Origin of the sequence: Variovorax sp. V35 (assembly GCF_041154465.1) — a bacterium.
Classification (GTDB): domain Bacteria; phylum Pseudomonadota; class Gammaproteobacteria; order Burkholderiales; family Burkholderiaceae_C; genus Variovorax; species Variovorax boronicumulans.
Window position 1 is genome coordinate 1,699,352 of record NZ_AP028666.1, and the last position, 14,750, is coordinate 1,714,101.

A 14,750-nucleotide genomic window follows, 5' to 3' on the forward strand; every position below is an offset into this window, starting at 1 on the left:
TGCCACTTGGATTCGGACCTTCTTTCTCAACCCTACACACGCGGGAGTCAGTCATGGCGGACAAGGAATTGCATCATCTCGAACTGCTGGAAGTCGGCCGGCAGATCCAGTCGCGCGAGCGCTCGTCGGAAGAAGTCACGCGCGCCATGCTCGCGCGCATCGAGGCCGTCGATGGCCGGCTGCGCAGCTATGCGACGCGCATGGACGCGCAGGCGCTCGACGAGGCGCGCCGCGCCGACACCGAGATCGCCGCCGGCCGCGCGCGCGGGCCGCTGCACGGCGTGCCGCTGGCCGTGAAAGACCTGCTGTGGACCGAGGGCGTGCCGAGCGCGCACGGCATGACGATCCACAAAGCGTTCCGCCCGACGGAAGACGCGACCGTGGTGCACCGCCTGCGCGAGGCCGGCGCGGTGATCCTGGGCAAGCTGCAGCAGACCGAAGGCGCCTTCGCCGACCACCATCCGCAGATCGCGTCGCCGGTCAACCCATGGGACGCCACGCTGTGGCCCGGCGTGTCGTCCAGCGGCTCGGGCGTGGCCACGGCGGCGGGGCTGTGCTTCGGCGCGCTGGGCACCGACACGGGCGGATCGATCCGCTTTCCGTCGGCGGCCAACGGCATCACGGGCCTGAAGCCCACGTGGGGGCGGGTGAGCCGCCACGGCGCCTTCGAACTCGCCGCCTCGCTCGACCACATCGGCCCGATGACGCGCAGCGCGGCCGACGCGGGCGCGATGCTGGCGGCCATCGCGGGCGCCGACCCGCGCGACCCCACGGCGAGCACGCTGCCGGTGCCCGACTACCTGGCGACGATGACGCGCGGCCTGGCCGGCCTGCGCGTCGGCATCGACCCCGCCTGGACGCTGGACCGCGTGGACGCCCCCACGCGCGCCACGCTCGCGGCTGCGATCCGCACGGTCGAATCGCTGGGCGCCTCGGTGCGCGAGGTCGTGTTTCCCGACACGACGCAGGCCGTGCTCGACTGGTCGCCGCTGTGCGCGGTCGAGACCGCCGTGGCGCGCGAGGCCACGTACCCGTCGCGGCGCGATGAGTACGGCCCGGGCCTCTCGGGGCTGATCGACCTGGGCCTGTCGCAAAGCGCCACCGACTACCAGAAGCTGCTGCTGCGCCGCGCCGATTTCACCGGCCGCGTGCGCACGTTCTTCGAACAGGTCGACCTGTTGCTGATTCCGGCCATTCCCTTCGCGGCGCCGACGCTCGAGCGTGCCGGCCAGCTCGGCGTGGACCCGGAGCTGCTGGCGGGCATGCTGCGCTACACCTGCCCGTTCGACCTCACGGGCAGCCCCACGCTCACCTTGCCGGGTGGCGCCACCGAGGCGGGCGTGCCGGTGGCCTTCCAGTTCGTGGCGCCGCACTTCGGCGAGGACCTGCTGGTGCGCGCGGGCTGGGCGTTCCAGCGGGCGACCGACTGGCACCGCCGGCACCCGGCGGTCTGAGACGGCTTCGCAATCAAGGCGATCGCCGCGTTGCGACGCCTTGCCGTGCGTCAGCACTGTCTGCGGCTTCGCGCCTTGCGCTCACCTTGATTGCGAACCCGTCGGACGGCCGCGTCGCGGCCTCCTTCAGAACAGGAAGTAGCGCTGCGCCATCGGCAGCACCTTGGCCGGCTCGCAGGTCAGCAGCTGGCCATCGGCGCGCACGGCATAGGTCTGCGCGTCGATCTCCATCTTCGGCGTGTAGCCGTTGTGGATCAGGTCCTGCTTGCGCACGTTGCGGATGTTCTTCACCGCGCTCAGGTGCTTGCTCAGGCCGTAGCGCTCCTTGATGCCCGCGGCCAGCCCGGCCTGCGAAACGAAGGTCAGCGAGCTCTTGGCGAGCGAGCCGCCGTAGGCGCCGAACATCGGCCGGAAGTGCACCGGCTGCGGCGTGGGAATCGACGCGCTGGGGTCGCCCATCGCGGCCATCGCGATGGTGCCGCCCTTGATGATGGTGAAGGGCTTCACGCCGAAGAAGGCCGGCTTCCAGACCACGAGGTCGGCCCACTTGCCGACTTCGATGGAGCCCACCTCGTGCGCGATGCCGTGCGCGAGGGCCGGGTTGATCGTGTACTTGGCCACGTAGCGCCGCGCGCGGAAGTTGTCGTTGCGTTCGCTGTCCTCGGGCAGCGTGCCGCGCTGTTGCTTCATCTTGTGCGCGGTCTGCCAGGTGCGGATGACCACCTCGCCGACGCGGCCCATGGCCTGGCTGTCGGAGCTGAACATGCTGATCGCGCCCAGGTCGTGCAGCACGTCTTCGGCGGCGATGGTTTCCTTGCGGATGCGCGACTCGGCAAAGGCCAGGTCTTCGGCGATGCCGGCGTCCAGGTGGTGGCACACCATGAGCATGTCGACGTGCTCGTCGAGCGTGTTCACGGTGTAGGGCATCGTCGGGTTGGTCGACGAGGGCAGAAAGTTCGCCTCGCTCACCACGCGCAGGATGTCGGGCGCATGGCCGCCGCCCGCGCCCTCGGTGTGGAAGGCGCAGATGGCGCGCCCGCCCACGGCGGCGATGGTGTTCTCGACGAAACCCGATTCGTTCAGCGTGTCGCTGTGGATCGCCACCTGCGTGTCGGTGGCGTCGGCCACGTCCAGGCAGTTGCTGATGGCCGACGGCGTGGTGCCCCAGTCTTCATGCAGCTTCAGGCCCATGACGCCGGCCTCGATCTGCTCGTGCAGCGCATCGGGCAGGCTGGCGTTGCCCTTGCCGAGGAAACCCAGGTTCATCGGGAACGCATCGGCCGCCTGCAGCATGCGCTCGATGTGCCACGGGCCGGGCGTGGCGGTGGTCGCGAAGGTGCCGGTGGCCGGGCCGGTGCCGCCGCCGAGCATGGTCGTCACGCCCGAGGCCAGCGCCTCCTCGATCTGCTGCGGGCAGATGAAGTGGATGTGGCTGTCGATGCCGCCCGCGGTGACGATGGTGCCCTCGCAGCTGATGATCTCGGTGCCCGGGCCGATGACGATGTCCACGCCCGGCTGTACATCGGGATTGCCGGCCTTGCCGATGGCGGCGATGCGGCCGTCCTTCAGGCCGATGTCGGCCTTCACGATGCCCCAGTGGTCGAGGATCAACGCGTTGGTCATCACCGTGTCGACGGCGCCCTGCGCGCGCGTGCGCTGCGACTGCGCCATGCCGTCGCGGATTGTCTTGCCGCCGCCGAACTTCACTTCTTCGCCGTAGCCGCCGGCGCGCAGCGTGTAGTCGGCCTCGACTTCGATCAGCAGGTCGGTGTCCGCAAGGCGGACCCGGTCGCCCACGGTGGGGCCGAAGATTTCTGCGTAGGCGCGTCGCCCGATGGTGGCCATGTTTTAGAGCTTTCCTTGAACCAGGCCGCGAAAGCCGTAGACGATGCGATCGCCGGAAAAATCGACCAACTCGACGGTGCGCTGCTGCCCCGGCTCGAAGCGCACCGCGGCGCCCGAGGCGATGTTCAGCCGCATGCCGCGCGCGGCGGCGCGGTCGAAGTCGAGGGCGCCGTTGGTTTCGGCGAAGTGGTAGTGCGAGCCGACCTGGATCGGCCGGTCGGCCGTGTTGCGCACCACCAGCGTGAGGGCGCGGCGGCCGGGGTTGAGCGTGTGCTCGCCGTCGTCGGTGAGGAGTTCGCCGGGCGTCATGGCGGCCTCAGACCGCCTGGGCCAGCAGCGTGGCGCCCAGGGCAACGACGGCAGCGCCGGCCACGCGGGGCAGCCAGGCGTTGGCATGGCGCAGCGCCCAGCCCAGCGCGATGCCGGCCGCGTGCAGCAGCAGCGTGGCGCTGACCATGCCGGCCAGCGTGAGGGCCGCGCCGTGCTCGCCCGCGAGTTCGTGGCCGTGCGCCACGCCGTGGAAGACGGCGAACAGGCCCACCACGGCCATGGCGACGCCGGCCGGCAGGTGCACGCGCGTGGCGACCAGCAGGCCCAGCACCAGCAGCGACGCGGCGATCATCGGTTCCACCGCCGGCAGCTGCACGCCGGCCAGCCCGGCCAGCGCGCCCGCGAGCAGCATGCCCGCGAAGGCCAGCGGCGCCCACAGCAGGTCGGGCCAGGCGCGGCGCGCGACCAGCGCGCTCCACAGGCCGACCGCGACCATCGCCGCGAGGTGGTCCGCGCCGGTCAGCGGGTGCATGAAGCCGGCGGTGAAGCCGTGGTGCACGCCACCGTCGACGCCGGTGTGGGCGCTGGCGGCCAGCGGCAGCAGGAGGGTGACGAGCAGGGCGGAAGTCTTTGCGAAGCGCATGAAAAGGTCTTTCTTCTTGTGGCGGAGGTTCAGACGATCGGCTGGTGGACGGTCACGAGCTTGGTGCCGTCGGGGAAACTGGCCTCGACCTGGATGTCGGGAATCATCTCGGCGATGCCGTCCATCACGTCGGCGCGGGTGAGCACGCTGCGGCCCTCGCTCATCAGCTCGGCGACGCTCTTGCCGTCGCGGGCGCCTTCCATCACGGCGGCGGTGATCAGCGCGACGGCTTCGGGGTAGTTGAGCTTGAGCCCCCGCGCCTTGCGGCGCTCGGCCAGCAGCGCCGCCGTGAAGATCAGCAGCTTGTCTTTTTCGCGCGGGGTCAGTTCCATGGCGGGGGTGGGGTCGGGTGGCGGTCGGTGATTATGGGCAAGGCTGTGGCTTTGCAACAGTCGTGCCCTGTTCGCCAAATGCCGTACCTGATGGCATGAAAGCTGCACCGAAACGGTGTGAATCCCGCCGACCCACCTCTCCTGACCGACGACGCCCCCCAGCGCATCGTCAAGGTGCGGCGCGACTACAACAGCTGGGTCGCGAGCGAAACGCTGGAGGACTACGCGCTGCGCTACACGCCGCAGCGCTTTCGCAAATGGTCCGAATGGCGGGTGGCCAACACGGCCTTCGGGGCGGCCTCGTTCCTGGTGCTGGAGGCGGTCGGCGCCACGCTGCTGGTGCAGTACGGATTCGCCAACGCCTTCTGGGCGATCCTGGTCACGGGGCTCATCATCTTCCTGGCGGGGCTGCCTATCAGCGTGTACGCGGCGCGCTACGGCGTCGACATGGACCTGCTCACGCGTGGCGCGGGCTTCGGCTACATCGGCTCCACGCTCACCTCGCTGATCTACGCGAGCTTCACCTTCATCTTCTTCGCGCTCGAGGCGGCCGTGATGGCCTATGCGCTCGAGCTGGCGCTGGGCATTCCGCCGGTGTGGGGCTACCTGGTGTGCGCGCTGGTGGTGATTCCGCTGGTCACGCACGGGGTGTCGGTGATCAGCCGGCTGCAGCTGTGGACGCAGCCGCTGTGGCTGCTGATGCTGGTGGTGCCCTTTGTCTTCGTGCTGGTGCGCGATCCTGGTGCGTTTGCGGGCATCACGCACTACGAAGGGGTGAAGTCGGGCGCACAAGGATTCAACCTGCACCTGTTCGGTGCCGCGCTGACGGTCGGCATCGCGCTCATCACGCAGATGGGCGAGCAGGCCGACTACCTGCGCTTCATGCCCGCGCGCACCGCGGGCACGGCGCGCCGCTGGTGGGCCGGGGTGCTGGCGGGCGGGCCGGGCTGGGTGGTGCTGGGCGTGGTCAAGATGCTGGGCGGCGCGGCGCTGGCCTACCTGGCGATCACGCACATGGTGCCGGTGGAGCGCGCGGTCGACCCGAACCAGATGTACCTGGCGGCCTACGAGTACGTGTTTCCGAACTACGGCTGGGCGGTGGCGGCGACGGCGCTGTTCGTGGTGGTCTCGCAGCTAAAGATCAACGTGACGAACGCCTACGCCGGTTCGCTGGCCTGGAGCAATTTCTTCTCGCGCGTGGCGCACAGCCACCCGGGGCGCGTGGTGTGGGTGGTGTTCAACGCGCTCATCGCCTTCATGCTGATGGAGATGAACGTGTTCGAGGCGCTGGGCGACGTGCTCGGGCTCTTCGCCAACATCGCCATCGCCTGGATGATGGCCGTGGTGGCCGACCTGGTCGTCAACAAGCCGCTGGGGCTGTCGCCGCCGGGCATCGAGTTCAAGCGCGCGCACCTGTGGGACATCAACCCGGTGGGCGTGGGCGCGATGGCGCTGGCGTCGGTGCTGTCGATCACCGCGCACCTGGGCGTGTTCGGGCCGCTGGCGCAGGCCTTCTCGGCGCTGATTGCGCTCGGCACGGCGCTGGTCGCGTCGCCGCTGCTGGCGTGGGCCACGGGCGGCCGGTACTACCTGGCGCGCACGTCCGACGCGGGCGGCTCGGTGCTGTTCGCGCCGGCCGCGGGTGGGCGCAAGGTGCGCTGGGCGCGGGTCGAGCCGTCGCCGGACGAGGGCGGCAGCTACCAGCGATTGAAGGTGCAGCACTGCGTGATCTGCGAGCGCGAATACGAAGGGCCCGACATGGCGCACTGCCCGGCCTACCAGGGCGCGATCTGCTCGCTGTGCTGCACGCTCGACGCGCGCTGCGGCGACCTGTGCAAGCCGCACGCGAGCCTGTCGGCGCAATGGTCGGCCGTGCTGCGCTGGCTGCTGCCGCGCCGCAGCTGGCGCTACCTCGACACGGGGCTCGGGCATTTCCTGCTGCTGATGCTGGTCATCGTGCCGCTGTTGGCCGTGGTGTTCGGCGTGCTCTACCAGCAGGAGCTGCGGGCCCTGAGCGAAAGCGCGCTCGCGCTGGCGGCGCAGGCCGACGTGGGCGGGGCGCTGGTCGCGGTGCAGCAGGCGTCGCTGCGCTCGGGTTTTCTCAAGGCCTACATGGCGCTCTTGGTCATCGCGGGCATCGTCGCGTGGTGGCTGGTGCTGGCGCACCAGAGCCGCAAGGTGGCGCAAGAGGAGTCGAACCGCCAGACCCACCTGCTGGTGCGCGAGATTGCGCTGCACCGCGAGACCGACCGCGCGCTGCAGGACGCCAAGCAGAGCGCCGAAGAGGCCCGCGAGATCGCCGAACACGCCAAGCTCGCGGCCGACCAGGCGCGGCGCGCGGCGGACCTCGCGAACCAGGCCAAGAGCCGCTACATCAGCGCCATCAGCCACGAGCTGCGCACGCCGCTCAACAGCATCCTGGGCTACGCGCAGCTCATGGGCGAAGACCACTCGGTGCCGCCGCACCGCCAGCAGGCGGTGGCGGTGATCAAGCGCGGCGGCGAGCACCTGCTGTCGCTCATCGAAGGCACGCTGGCCATCGCCCACATCGAGGCCGGCAAGCTCACGCTCGACGCGCGGCCGATGCGCTTTGCCGATGCGATGCGCGAGCTGGCCGACATGTTCGAGCTGCAGGCGGCGGAGAAGGGCCTGCGCTTCCGTTTCGAGGCGGCCGGTGCGCTGCCCGACGTGGTGCGCGCCGACGAAAAGCGCGTGAGCCAGATCCTCATCAACCTGCTGGGCAACGCGATCAAGTTCACGGCGGCGGGGCAGGTGACCTTGCGCGTTGCCTACGCGCGCGAGTTCGCCGCCATCGAGATCGAGGACACCGGGCCGGGCATGACGGCGGCGGACATCGAGCGCATCTTCGAGCCCTTCGCGCGCGGCCACGCGGCGGTGTCGTCGGCGCCGGGTGCGGGCCTGGGCCTGACCATCGCGAAGATGCTGACCGACCTGATGGGCGGCGAGATGAAGGTGCGCAGCACGCCGGGCGAGGGCTCGCTGTTCTGCGTGCGGCTGTTCCTGCCACGGGTACACGAAGCGGTAGCCGGCACCGCGCGCGTCGCACCGGCACCGCGTGCACGGCGCGGCTACGAGGGCGCGCGCCGTCGCCTGCTGGTGGTCGACAACGAGGAGGCCGACCGCGAACTGCTGGGCCATGTGCTCGCGCCGCTGGGCTTCGAGCTGCGCAGCGCGGCCAGCGGCCACGACGCGCTGGACCTCATCGCCGCCGGCTACCGGCCCGACGCCATGTTCGTCGACCTCGCGATGCCCGGCATCGACGGCTGGGAGACCATCCGCCGCGCACGCAAGCTGGGGCTGGCCGGGGCGTCGGTGGCCATCGTCTCGGCCAACGCTTTCGACAAGGGCCTGGACAACGACGTGGGCATTGCGCCCGAAGACTTCTTCGTCAAGCCCGTGCGCCACACCGAGCTGCTCGACTGGCTGGAGCGCCGGCTCGCCCTGCAGTGGACCGACACCGCCGTGCGGCCCGCGCCCGCCGTGGCCGCACCGCGCGCGATGCAGCCGCCGTCGCTGGCACGCCTGCGTGCGCTCGACGAGGCCGTGGGCCTGGGCTACTTCCGGGGCATCATGAACCAGCTCGACGACATCGACGCCGCGCAGCCCGAGTGCGCCGCGTGGACCGAGGCCCAGCGCGCGCTGGCCCGCCAGTTCCAGTTCGAAGCCATGGGCCGCGCGCTGGCCGAAGCCGCCGAGGGCGCCGCATGACTCTGTTGTCTCCACCGACCCTGCCCACTTCGCCGCTCGCCCGCACGCTGCGCGAGCAGCAGGGCGCCCACGGCGACCTGGTGCTGATCGTCGACGACGTGCCCGACAACCTCGCCGTGCTGCACGACGCGCTCGACGAATCGGGCTACACCGTGCTCATCGCCACGAACGGCGAGCAGGCGCTGCAGCGCGCCGCGCAGGCGCGGCCCGACATCGTGCTGCTCGACGCGATGATGCCGGGCATCGACGGCTTCGAGGTGGCGCGCCGGCTCAAGGCCGATGCGGCCACCGCGCACATCCCCATCGTGTTCATGACGGGTCTGACCGAAACCGAGCACCTCGTGGCCGCGCTCGAGGCGGGCGGGGTCGACTACGTCACCAAGCCCATCAAGCCGAAGGAGGTGCTGGCGCGCATGAACGTGCACCTGCAGGGCGCGCGCCGCGCACGGCAGGAGGCGCACCAGGCGGGGCAGGCACGCAACGCGCTCGACGCCTTCGGCTACGCGAGCATCACGGTGCGGCTGCCCGAGGGGCGGCTGATCTGGCAGACGGCGCTGGCGCGCGAGCTGCTCGCGCGCTACTGCGAAACGCAGGCGCCCGAGACGCCACCGGCCGTGCTCGGCTGGCTGCGCCAGCACGCGCCCGATGCCCGCGCGCGCGGCATCGAGCCGCCCGCGCTGGTGATCGCGCAGGGCGCGCGCAGCCTGAGCCTGCGGCTGCATCGCCAGACCGGCGAGGACGACGCCGGCGACGAATGGATGATCGTCATGCGCGAGGTGTCCGACACCGCCGTGATCGAGGCCATGAGCCTGAGCCTGAAGCTCACGGCGCGCGAGGCCGAGGTGCTGTACTGGGTGGTCAAGGGCAAGACCAACAAGGACATCGGCGAGATCCTCGGCAGCAGCCCGGCCACCGCCAAGAAGCACCTGGAGCGCGTGTACGTGAAGCTGGGCGTGGAGACGCGCACGGCAGCGGCCGGCGTGGCGATCAAGCGCATCCGCGAGCTGCAGCCGCAGTTCGAACTCTGAAGGGCGGGGGATGGCGTTGCCGCGTCATGGCGCGGACTTTCCGGCTTCCTAGAATGAGGCAGGGCTCTCCGAGGGAAGCACGAAATGAAGAACAACAACATGCGCACCGCACGCCTGCTCCTGGCCGCCTTCGCGGCGCTGTCGGGCCTGGGCGCGCAGGCCGCCGGCCACTTCGATGTCGACGATGCCGGCACGCTCGACCCCGGCCAGTGCCAGTACGAAACCTGGTGGGGCCGCAGCGGCGCCGAGCCGGTCACGACGGGTTTCCATGTCGGGCCGGCTTGCCGGGTCGGGCCGGTCGAGCTGGGACTGAACTTCGACCGGCTCTCGGCGCAGGGCGTGCATTCGGTCACGGGCGGCCCGCAGCTCAAGTGGACCTTTGCCGGCGCGGCCGCCGACGTGCCTTTCAGCGCCGCCGTGTCGATGGGCGCGGTGGCCGACCTGCGGCGCGGCGGTCGCTGGGGCGGCCAGCTGGTCGTGCCGCTCACCTGGCGGCCCGCCGGGAGCCTGCAGATTCACGCCAACCTGGGCGCCGACTGGGCGCTGGGCACCGGCGTGCGCACGCCGCGCGGCGGCCTGGCCGTGGAGTGGGCGCTGAACGACGCGGTGTCGCTGATCGCCGAGCGCCACCGGGCAGGGGGCCTGTGGACCTCGCGCGTGGGTGGCCGTTTCAGCCTGACGCCGCTGATCAGTGTCGACATCAGCACCTCGCGCACCGGGCCGCAGGGCGTGCGCGGCGTGGTGATCGGGCTGAACCACGAACTCAGCTGGAAATGAAATAAGTGAAGGAAAACTGAAATCCGCTGCAATGGGATGAACTCCCGTATCGTGGATTTTGTTGATTTTGAATAAGATTCCGTCACATTTATTAACGAGTCAACGATCCGTGACCCCATCGCCCGTTCTGGACTTCAAGTTCACCGCGCCGCCGGAGAGCCCCGCGCAGACCTTCCTGCCGGGGCGGCCGGCCGGGGTGCTCGGCCGCTCGTTCACGCCGCAGCGCAACCCGCGCCTGCAGGGGCTGCAGTGCCTGCGCTGCGACGCGCTGTACCCGGTCACGCTTGCCAACGACGGCTGCCCGGCCTGCCGGCAGGCCGGCTTCCATGTCGGGCTGCGCGCCAGCTACCGGCCCGGCGGCCCGGACGTGGTGCCGATGCCGTACGTGCAGGGCTTTTCGCTCGGCGAGGGCAACACGCCGCTGCACGACATGCCCGAACTCGCGCGGCAGTTCGACATCGCGCGCCTGAGCATCAAGGACGAATCGCGCAACCCGACCGGCTCACCCAAGGACCGGCTGACCGCGATGGGCGTGGCACAGGCGCTGGACGCCGGCGCCCACACGCTGGTGCTCGCCTCGTCGGGCAACACGGCGGTATCGGCGGCGCACTACGCCTGGGCCGCGGGGCTCGGTTGCGAGGTGGCCACGTACGAGGCGATGCCCGCCACCTACGCCCGCCAGCTCGACGCGCTGGGCGCGCGGCGCTATGTGTTCGCCGACAACACCGGCCGCTGGGGCTTCGTGCGCGAGCGCTCGCAGTACCCGGGGTATTTCGCGCTGTCCAACTACCGCCTGCCGGCACTGGGCAGCGCACCCTTGGGCGTGGAGGGCTACAAGGCCATCGCCGAAGAGTGCCTGAAGGACGGCGGCCTGCCCGATCACGTCGTGGTGCCGACCGGGCGCGGCGACATGGCCTGGGGCATCTACGCCGGTTTTCGCGAGCTGCTGGCGGCGGGGCGCATCGCGCGCCTGCCGCGGATGTGGCTGGTCGAGCCCTTCCCGCGGCTGTCGCGCGTGCTTGGCGGCGGGGCGCTCAACGGCAGCTACCCCGGTCGCACGGCGCAGCTGTCGAGCGCGGGCGCGACGGTCACTTACCTGCAATGGCAGGCCGCCACGGCCAGCGGCGGCGGTGCCGTGGTGGTGGGCGACGACGAGGCCCGCGCGGCGCGGCGGCTGCTCACCGCGGCCGGCGTGAGCGCCGAACTCGCGGCAGCGGCGGGCCTGGGGGCCGTGCGGCAACTGCGCGAGGCCGAGACCATCGCAGCCGATGCGCATGTCGTGATGGTGCTGACCTCCGACGCGTCGAGCGACCCGAGCTGGCCCGACCGCGCCGTAGCCGCCTGAGGCGGTGTGCGACCCCGGGGCTCAGCGCCCCGTGTGCACCTTGATGCGGATCGTCGCGACGTCCCAGCCCCGGTTCTTCAGGCGCGTGACCAGCATCGGCGACAGCTGCCGCAGCTTGGCGGCCGCGGCGCTGCCCTTGACCAGCAGGCACCACACGTCGCCCTCGGCCGGCCCCGGCTGGATGGCCGCGCGCATGGCCGGCGGAATCAACCCTTCGATGGCCTTCAGCCGCTCGGCCGTGTCCCGCGCGCGCGCCATCAGGCTCCCCAGGGTGGGGGCGCCTGCCGCAGCATCGTGCAGTGAAATGGCGGGGGGCAGTCGGCGATACATGGGTAATCCAGGGGTTAGAAACAAGACAGCTAAAATGCCCGGTTTGCCGACGCGTGCGTCGGCGTTTGTTCCGGAACGGGGCCATCCGACTTCGAGACTTGCGAAGCTTGCATTCGAAGAAGGTGCGCCCAACTGCTTTCACCATATCTTAGGGAATCCGGTCGCAGTGCCTGTCGTGTCAGGTGCCCGCCCCTCTCCACGCCCATGGCAACCAACTTCCTGACCCAGATCTTCGGCAGTCGCAACGACCGGCTCCTCAAGCAGTATCGCAAGACGGTGACGCGCATCAATGCGCTCGAACCCGAATTCGAAAAGCTCAGCGACGACGCGCTGCGCGCCAAGACGCAGGAATTCAAGGACCGCATCGCCAAGGGCGAGTCGCTCGACGACCTGTTGCCCGAAGCCTTCGCCACCGTGCGCGAAGGCTCCAAGCGCGTCATGAAGATGCGCCACTTCGACGTCCAGCTGCTCGGCGGCATGGCGCTGCACAACGGCAAGATCTCCGAAATGCGCACCGGCGAAGGCAAGACGCTGACCGCCACGCTGCCCGTGTACCTGAACGCGCTGTCCGGCAAGGGCGTGCACGTGGTCACGGTGAACGACTACCTGGCCAACCGCGACGCGACCTGGATGGGCCGCCTGTACAACTTCCTGGGCCTGTCGGTCGGCATCAACCTGCCGCAGATGCCACGCGAAGAGAAGCAGGCCGCCTACGGCAGCGACATCACGTACGGCACGAACAACGAGTACGGCTTCGACTACCTGCGCGACAACATGGTCTACGAGCCCGGTGACCGGGTGCAGCGTGGCCTGAATTTCGCGATCGTCGACGAGGTGGACTCCATCCTGATCGACGAGGCCCGCACGCCGCTGATCATCAGCGGCCAGGCCGAAGACCACACCGACCTGTACCTGGCGATCAACAAGGTGGTGCCGCTGCTCAAGAAGCAGGAAGGCGAAGCCGATCCGCGCACGGGCGAGGGCGTCACGGTGCCCGGCGACTTCACGGTCGACGAAAAGACCCACCAGGTGTTCCTGACCGAAGACGGCCACGAGAATGCCGAGCGCATCCTGGGCGAGCTCAAGCTGATTCCCGAAGGCGCGTCGCTGTACGACCCGGCCAACATCACGCTGATGCATCACCTGAATGCCGCGCTGCGTGCCCGCCACCTGTACCACCGCGACCAGCACTACGTGGTGCAGCAGGGCGAAGTGGTCATCGTCGACGAATTCACCGGCCGCCTCATGAGCGGCCGCCGCTGGAGCGACGGCCTGCACCAGGCCGTGGAAGCCAAGGAAGGCGTCGAGATCCAGGCCGAGAACCAGACCCTGGCCTCGATCACCTTCCAGAACTACTTCCGCCTGTACGGCAAGCTGGCCGGCATGACCGGCACGGCCGACACCGAGGCCTACGAATTCCAGGAAATCTACGGTCTCGAGACCACGATCATTCCGCCGAACCGCATCAGCAAGCGCGACGACCAGCTCGACCGCGTCTACAAGACGACGCGCGAGAAGTACGAAGCAGCCATCCAGGACATCCGCGAGTGCTACGAGCGCGGCCAGCCGGTGCTGGTGGGCACCTCGTCCATCGAGAACTCGGAAATCATCGACGCCCTGCTCGAGAAGGCAGGCCTGCCGCACCAGGTGCTCAACGCCAAGCAGCACGCCCGCGAAGCCGACATCGTCGCGCAGGCCGGCCGCACGAAGATGATCACCATCGCGACCAACATGGCCGGCCGCGGTACCGACATCGTGCTGGGCGGCAACATCGAGAAGATGATCGAGGCGATCGAGGCCGACGAAGGCCGCGACGAGGCCACCAAGCAGGCCGACATCGCCCACGTGCGCGCCGAGTGGACCAAGGACCACGAGTTCGTGAAGTCGCTGGGCGGCCTGCGCATCATCGCCACCGAGCGCCATGAGTCGCGCCGCATCGACAACCAGCTGCGCGGCCGTTCGGGCCGCCAGGGCGACCCGGGCTCCTCGCGCTTCTACCTGAGCCTGGACGACCCGCTGATGCGCATCTTCGCGGGCGACCGCGTGAAGGCGATCATGGACCGCCTGAAGATGCCCGACGGCGAAGCCATCGAAGCCGGCATCGTCACGCGCAGCATCGAAAGCGCGCAGCGCAAGGTCGAGGCGCGCAACTTCGACATCCGCAAGCAGCTGCTCGAGTACGACGACGTGTCGAACGACCAGCGCAAGGTGATCTACCAGCAGCGCAACGACATCCTCGACGCGGCCGACCTCACGGCGCAGATCGCCGCGTTGCGCGAAGGCTGCTTCACCGACCTCGCGCGTCAGTACGTGCCGCGCGAATCGGTCGAAGAGCAGTGGGACCTCGACAGCCTCGAGAAGAGCCTGTTCAGCGAGTGGGGCATCGACATGCCACTCAAGCAGCAGGTCGAGGCGTCCGAGGCCATCTCCGACGAGGAAGTGGTCGAGAAGATCGTGGCCTACGCCAACGAGAGCTTCGACGCCAAGGTCACGCTGATCGGCCAGGAAAACTTCACCCAGTTCGAACGCATGGTGCTGCTGCAGAGCATCGACACCCACTGGCGCGAACACCTGGCCTCGCTCGACTACCTGCGCCAGGGCATCCACCTGCGCGGCTATGCGCAGAAGCAGCCCAAGCAGGAATACAAGCGCGAGGCCTTCGAGCTCTTCGGACAGCTGCTCGACTCGGTCAAGAACGAAGTCACGCGCCAGCTCATGACGGTGCGCGTGCAGTCGGGCGAACAGCTCGAGCAGGCGGCCGAAGAGATGGAAAGCCGCGGCGAGAACGTCTCGAACATCACCTACACCGCGCCCACCGAGACCGGCGAGGTCGAGGTGCGCGTCGACGAAGAGAACCAGCGTCGCCTCGCGGCTGTCGGCACCGGCGCACTGAGCGCCGAAGCCGCGGCGTTTGCGCGCGTCGGCCGCAACGACCCCTGCCCCTGCGGCAGCGGCAAGAAGTACAAGGCGTGCCACGGCAAGCTGAACTGAGCTGAA

At 69.6% G+C, this 14,750-nt stretch carries 11 protein-coding genes; 6 read left to right on the forward strand and 5 right to left on the reverse strand.

The features are described from left to right. Nucleotides 1-53: 53 nt before the first annotated feature. Nucleotides 54-1,454, forward strand: a complete 1,401-nt coding sequence (locus ACAM42_RS07805) for an amidase (protein ID WP_369631653.1) — start codon at nt 54-56, stop codon at nt 1,452-1,454. Nucleotides 1,455-1,580: 126 nt separating this feature from the next. On the opposite strand, the gene ureC is transcribed toward ACAM42_RS07805, so the two are convergent. From ureC to ACAM42_RS07825, 4 genes are read right to left on the reverse strand one after another with little or no spacing between them, the layout of a single operon-like run. Beyond that, the gene (gene ureC / locus ACAM42_RS07810) at nt 1,581-3,299 is read right to left on the reverse strand and encodes an urease subunit alpha (RefSeq protein ID WP_369631654.1); all 1,719 of its coding nucleotides are present in this window, start codon (nt 3,297-3,299) and stop codon (nt 1,581-1,583) included. Between the two features lie 3 nt (nt 3,300-3,302). Further along, nucleotides 3,303-3,608: an urease subunit beta gene (locus ACAM42_RS07815; RefSeq protein ID WP_070063624.1), complete on the reverse strand. Its 306-nt coding sequence runs from the start codon at nt 3,606-3,608 to the stop codon at nt 3,303-3,305. Nucleotides 3,609-3,615: 7 nt separating this feature from the next. Further along, nucleotides 3,616-4,212, reverse strand: a complete 597-nt coding sequence (locus ACAM42_RS07820; protein WP_307637090.1) for a HupE/UreJ family protein — start codon at nt 4,210-4,212, stop codon at nt 3,616-3,618. Between the two features lie 29 nt (nt 4,213-4,241). Then, nucleotides 4,242-4,544, reverse strand: coding sequence for an urease subunit gamma (locus ACAM42_RS07825; protein ID WP_062474548.1), 303 nt, complete (start codon nt 4,542-4,544; stop codon nt 4,242-4,244). Between the two features lie 117 nt (nt 4,545-4,661). On the opposite strand from ACAM42_RS07825, the gene ACAM42_RS07830 reads away from it, so the two are divergent. The 4 genes from ACAM42_RS07830 to ACAM42_RS07845 all read left to right on the forward strand — a co-directional run bounded on the left by ACAM42_RS07830 (nt 4,662) and on the right by ACAM42_RS07845 (nt 11,423). Continuing rightward, complete coding sequence (locus tag ACAM42_RS07830) at nt 4,662-8,273, forward strand: ATP-binding protein (protein ID WP_369631655.1); 3,612 nt, start codon at nt 4,662-4,664, stop codon at nt 8,271-8,273. Then, nucleotides 8,270-9,301, forward strand: coding sequence for a response regulator transcription factor (locus ACAM42_RS07835; RefSeq protein WP_307637092.1), 1,032 nt, complete (start codon nt 8,270-8,272; stop codon nt 9,299-9,301). The genes ACAM42_RS07830 and ACAM42_RS07835 overlap by 4 nt, the downstream gene beginning before the upstream one ends. An 84-nt stretch (nt 9,302-9,385) precedes the next feature. Further along, nucleotides 9,386-10,078: a hypothetical protein gene (locus ACAM42_RS07840; protein WP_369631656.1), complete on the forward strand. Its 693-nt coding sequence runs from the start codon at nt 9,386-9,388 to the stop codon at nt 10,076-10,078. A 109-nt stretch (nt 10,079-10,187) separates the two neighbouring features. Next, complete coding sequence (locus ACAM42_RS07845; protein WP_369631657.1) at nt 10,188-11,423, forward strand: pyridoxal-phosphate dependent enzyme; 1,236 nt, start codon at nt 10,188-10,190, stop codon at nt 11,421-11,423. A gap of 21 nt (nt 11,424-11,444) precedes the next feature. On the opposite strand, the gene ACAM42_RS07850 is transcribed toward ACAM42_RS07845, so the two are convergent. Beyond that, nucleotides 11,445-11,753, reverse strand: a complete 309-nt coding sequence (locus ACAM42_RS07850) for a DciA family protein (protein WP_062474543.1) — start codon at nt 11,751-11,753, stop codon at nt 11,445-11,447. 204 nt (nt 11,754-11,957) lie between these two features. Between ACAM42_RS07850 and secA the strand changes: the two genes are divergently transcribed. Then, the gene (gene secA, locus ACAM42_RS07855; protein ID WP_369631658.1) at nt 11,958-14,744 is read left to right on the forward strand and encodes a preprotein translocase subunit SecA; all 2,787 of its coding nucleotides are present in this window, start codon (nt 11,958-11,960) and stop codon (nt 14,742-14,744) included. Nucleotides 14,745-14,750 lie beyond the last annotated feature (6 nt).

Excerpts from the sequence above, each read along its gene's own strand:
- ACAM42_RS07805 (WP_369631653.1), top strand. The coding sequence starts at position 54 with ATGGCGGACAAGGAATTGCATCATCTCGAACTGCTGGAAGTCGGCCGG.
- ureC (WP_369631654.1), bottom strand. The coding sequence starts at position 3,299 with ATGGCCACCATCGGGCGACGCGCCTACGCAGAAATCTTCGGCCCCACC.
- ACAM42_RS07815 (WP_070063624.1), bottom strand. The coding sequence starts at position 3,608 with ATGACGCCCGGCGAACTCCTCACCGACGACGGCGAGCACACGCTCAAC.
- ACAM42_RS07820 (WP_307637090.1), bottom strand. The coding sequence starts at position 4,212 with ATGCGCTTCGCAAAGACTTCCGCCCTGCTCGTCACCCTCCTGCTGCCG.
- ACAM42_RS07825 (WP_062474548.1), bottom strand. The coding sequence starts at position 4,544 with ATGGAACTGACCCCGCGCGAAAAAGACAAGCTGCTGATCTTCACGGCG.
- ACAM42_RS07835 (WP_307637092.1), top strand. The coding sequence starts at position 8,270 with ATGACTCTGTTGTCTCCACCGACCCTGCCCACTTCGCCGCTCGCCCGC.
- ACAM42_RS07840 (WP_369631656.1), top strand. The coding sequence starts at position 9,386 with ATGAAGAACAACAACATGCGCACCGCACGCCTGCTCCTGGCCGCCTTC.
- ACAM42_RS07850 (WP_062474543.1), bottom strand. The coding sequence starts at position 11,753 with ATGTATCGCCGACTGCCCCCCGCCATTTCACTGCACGATGCTGCGGCA.
- secA (WP_369631658.1), top strand. The coding sequence starts at position 11,958 with ATGGCAACCAACTTCCTGACCCAGATCTTCGGCAGTCGCAACGACCGG.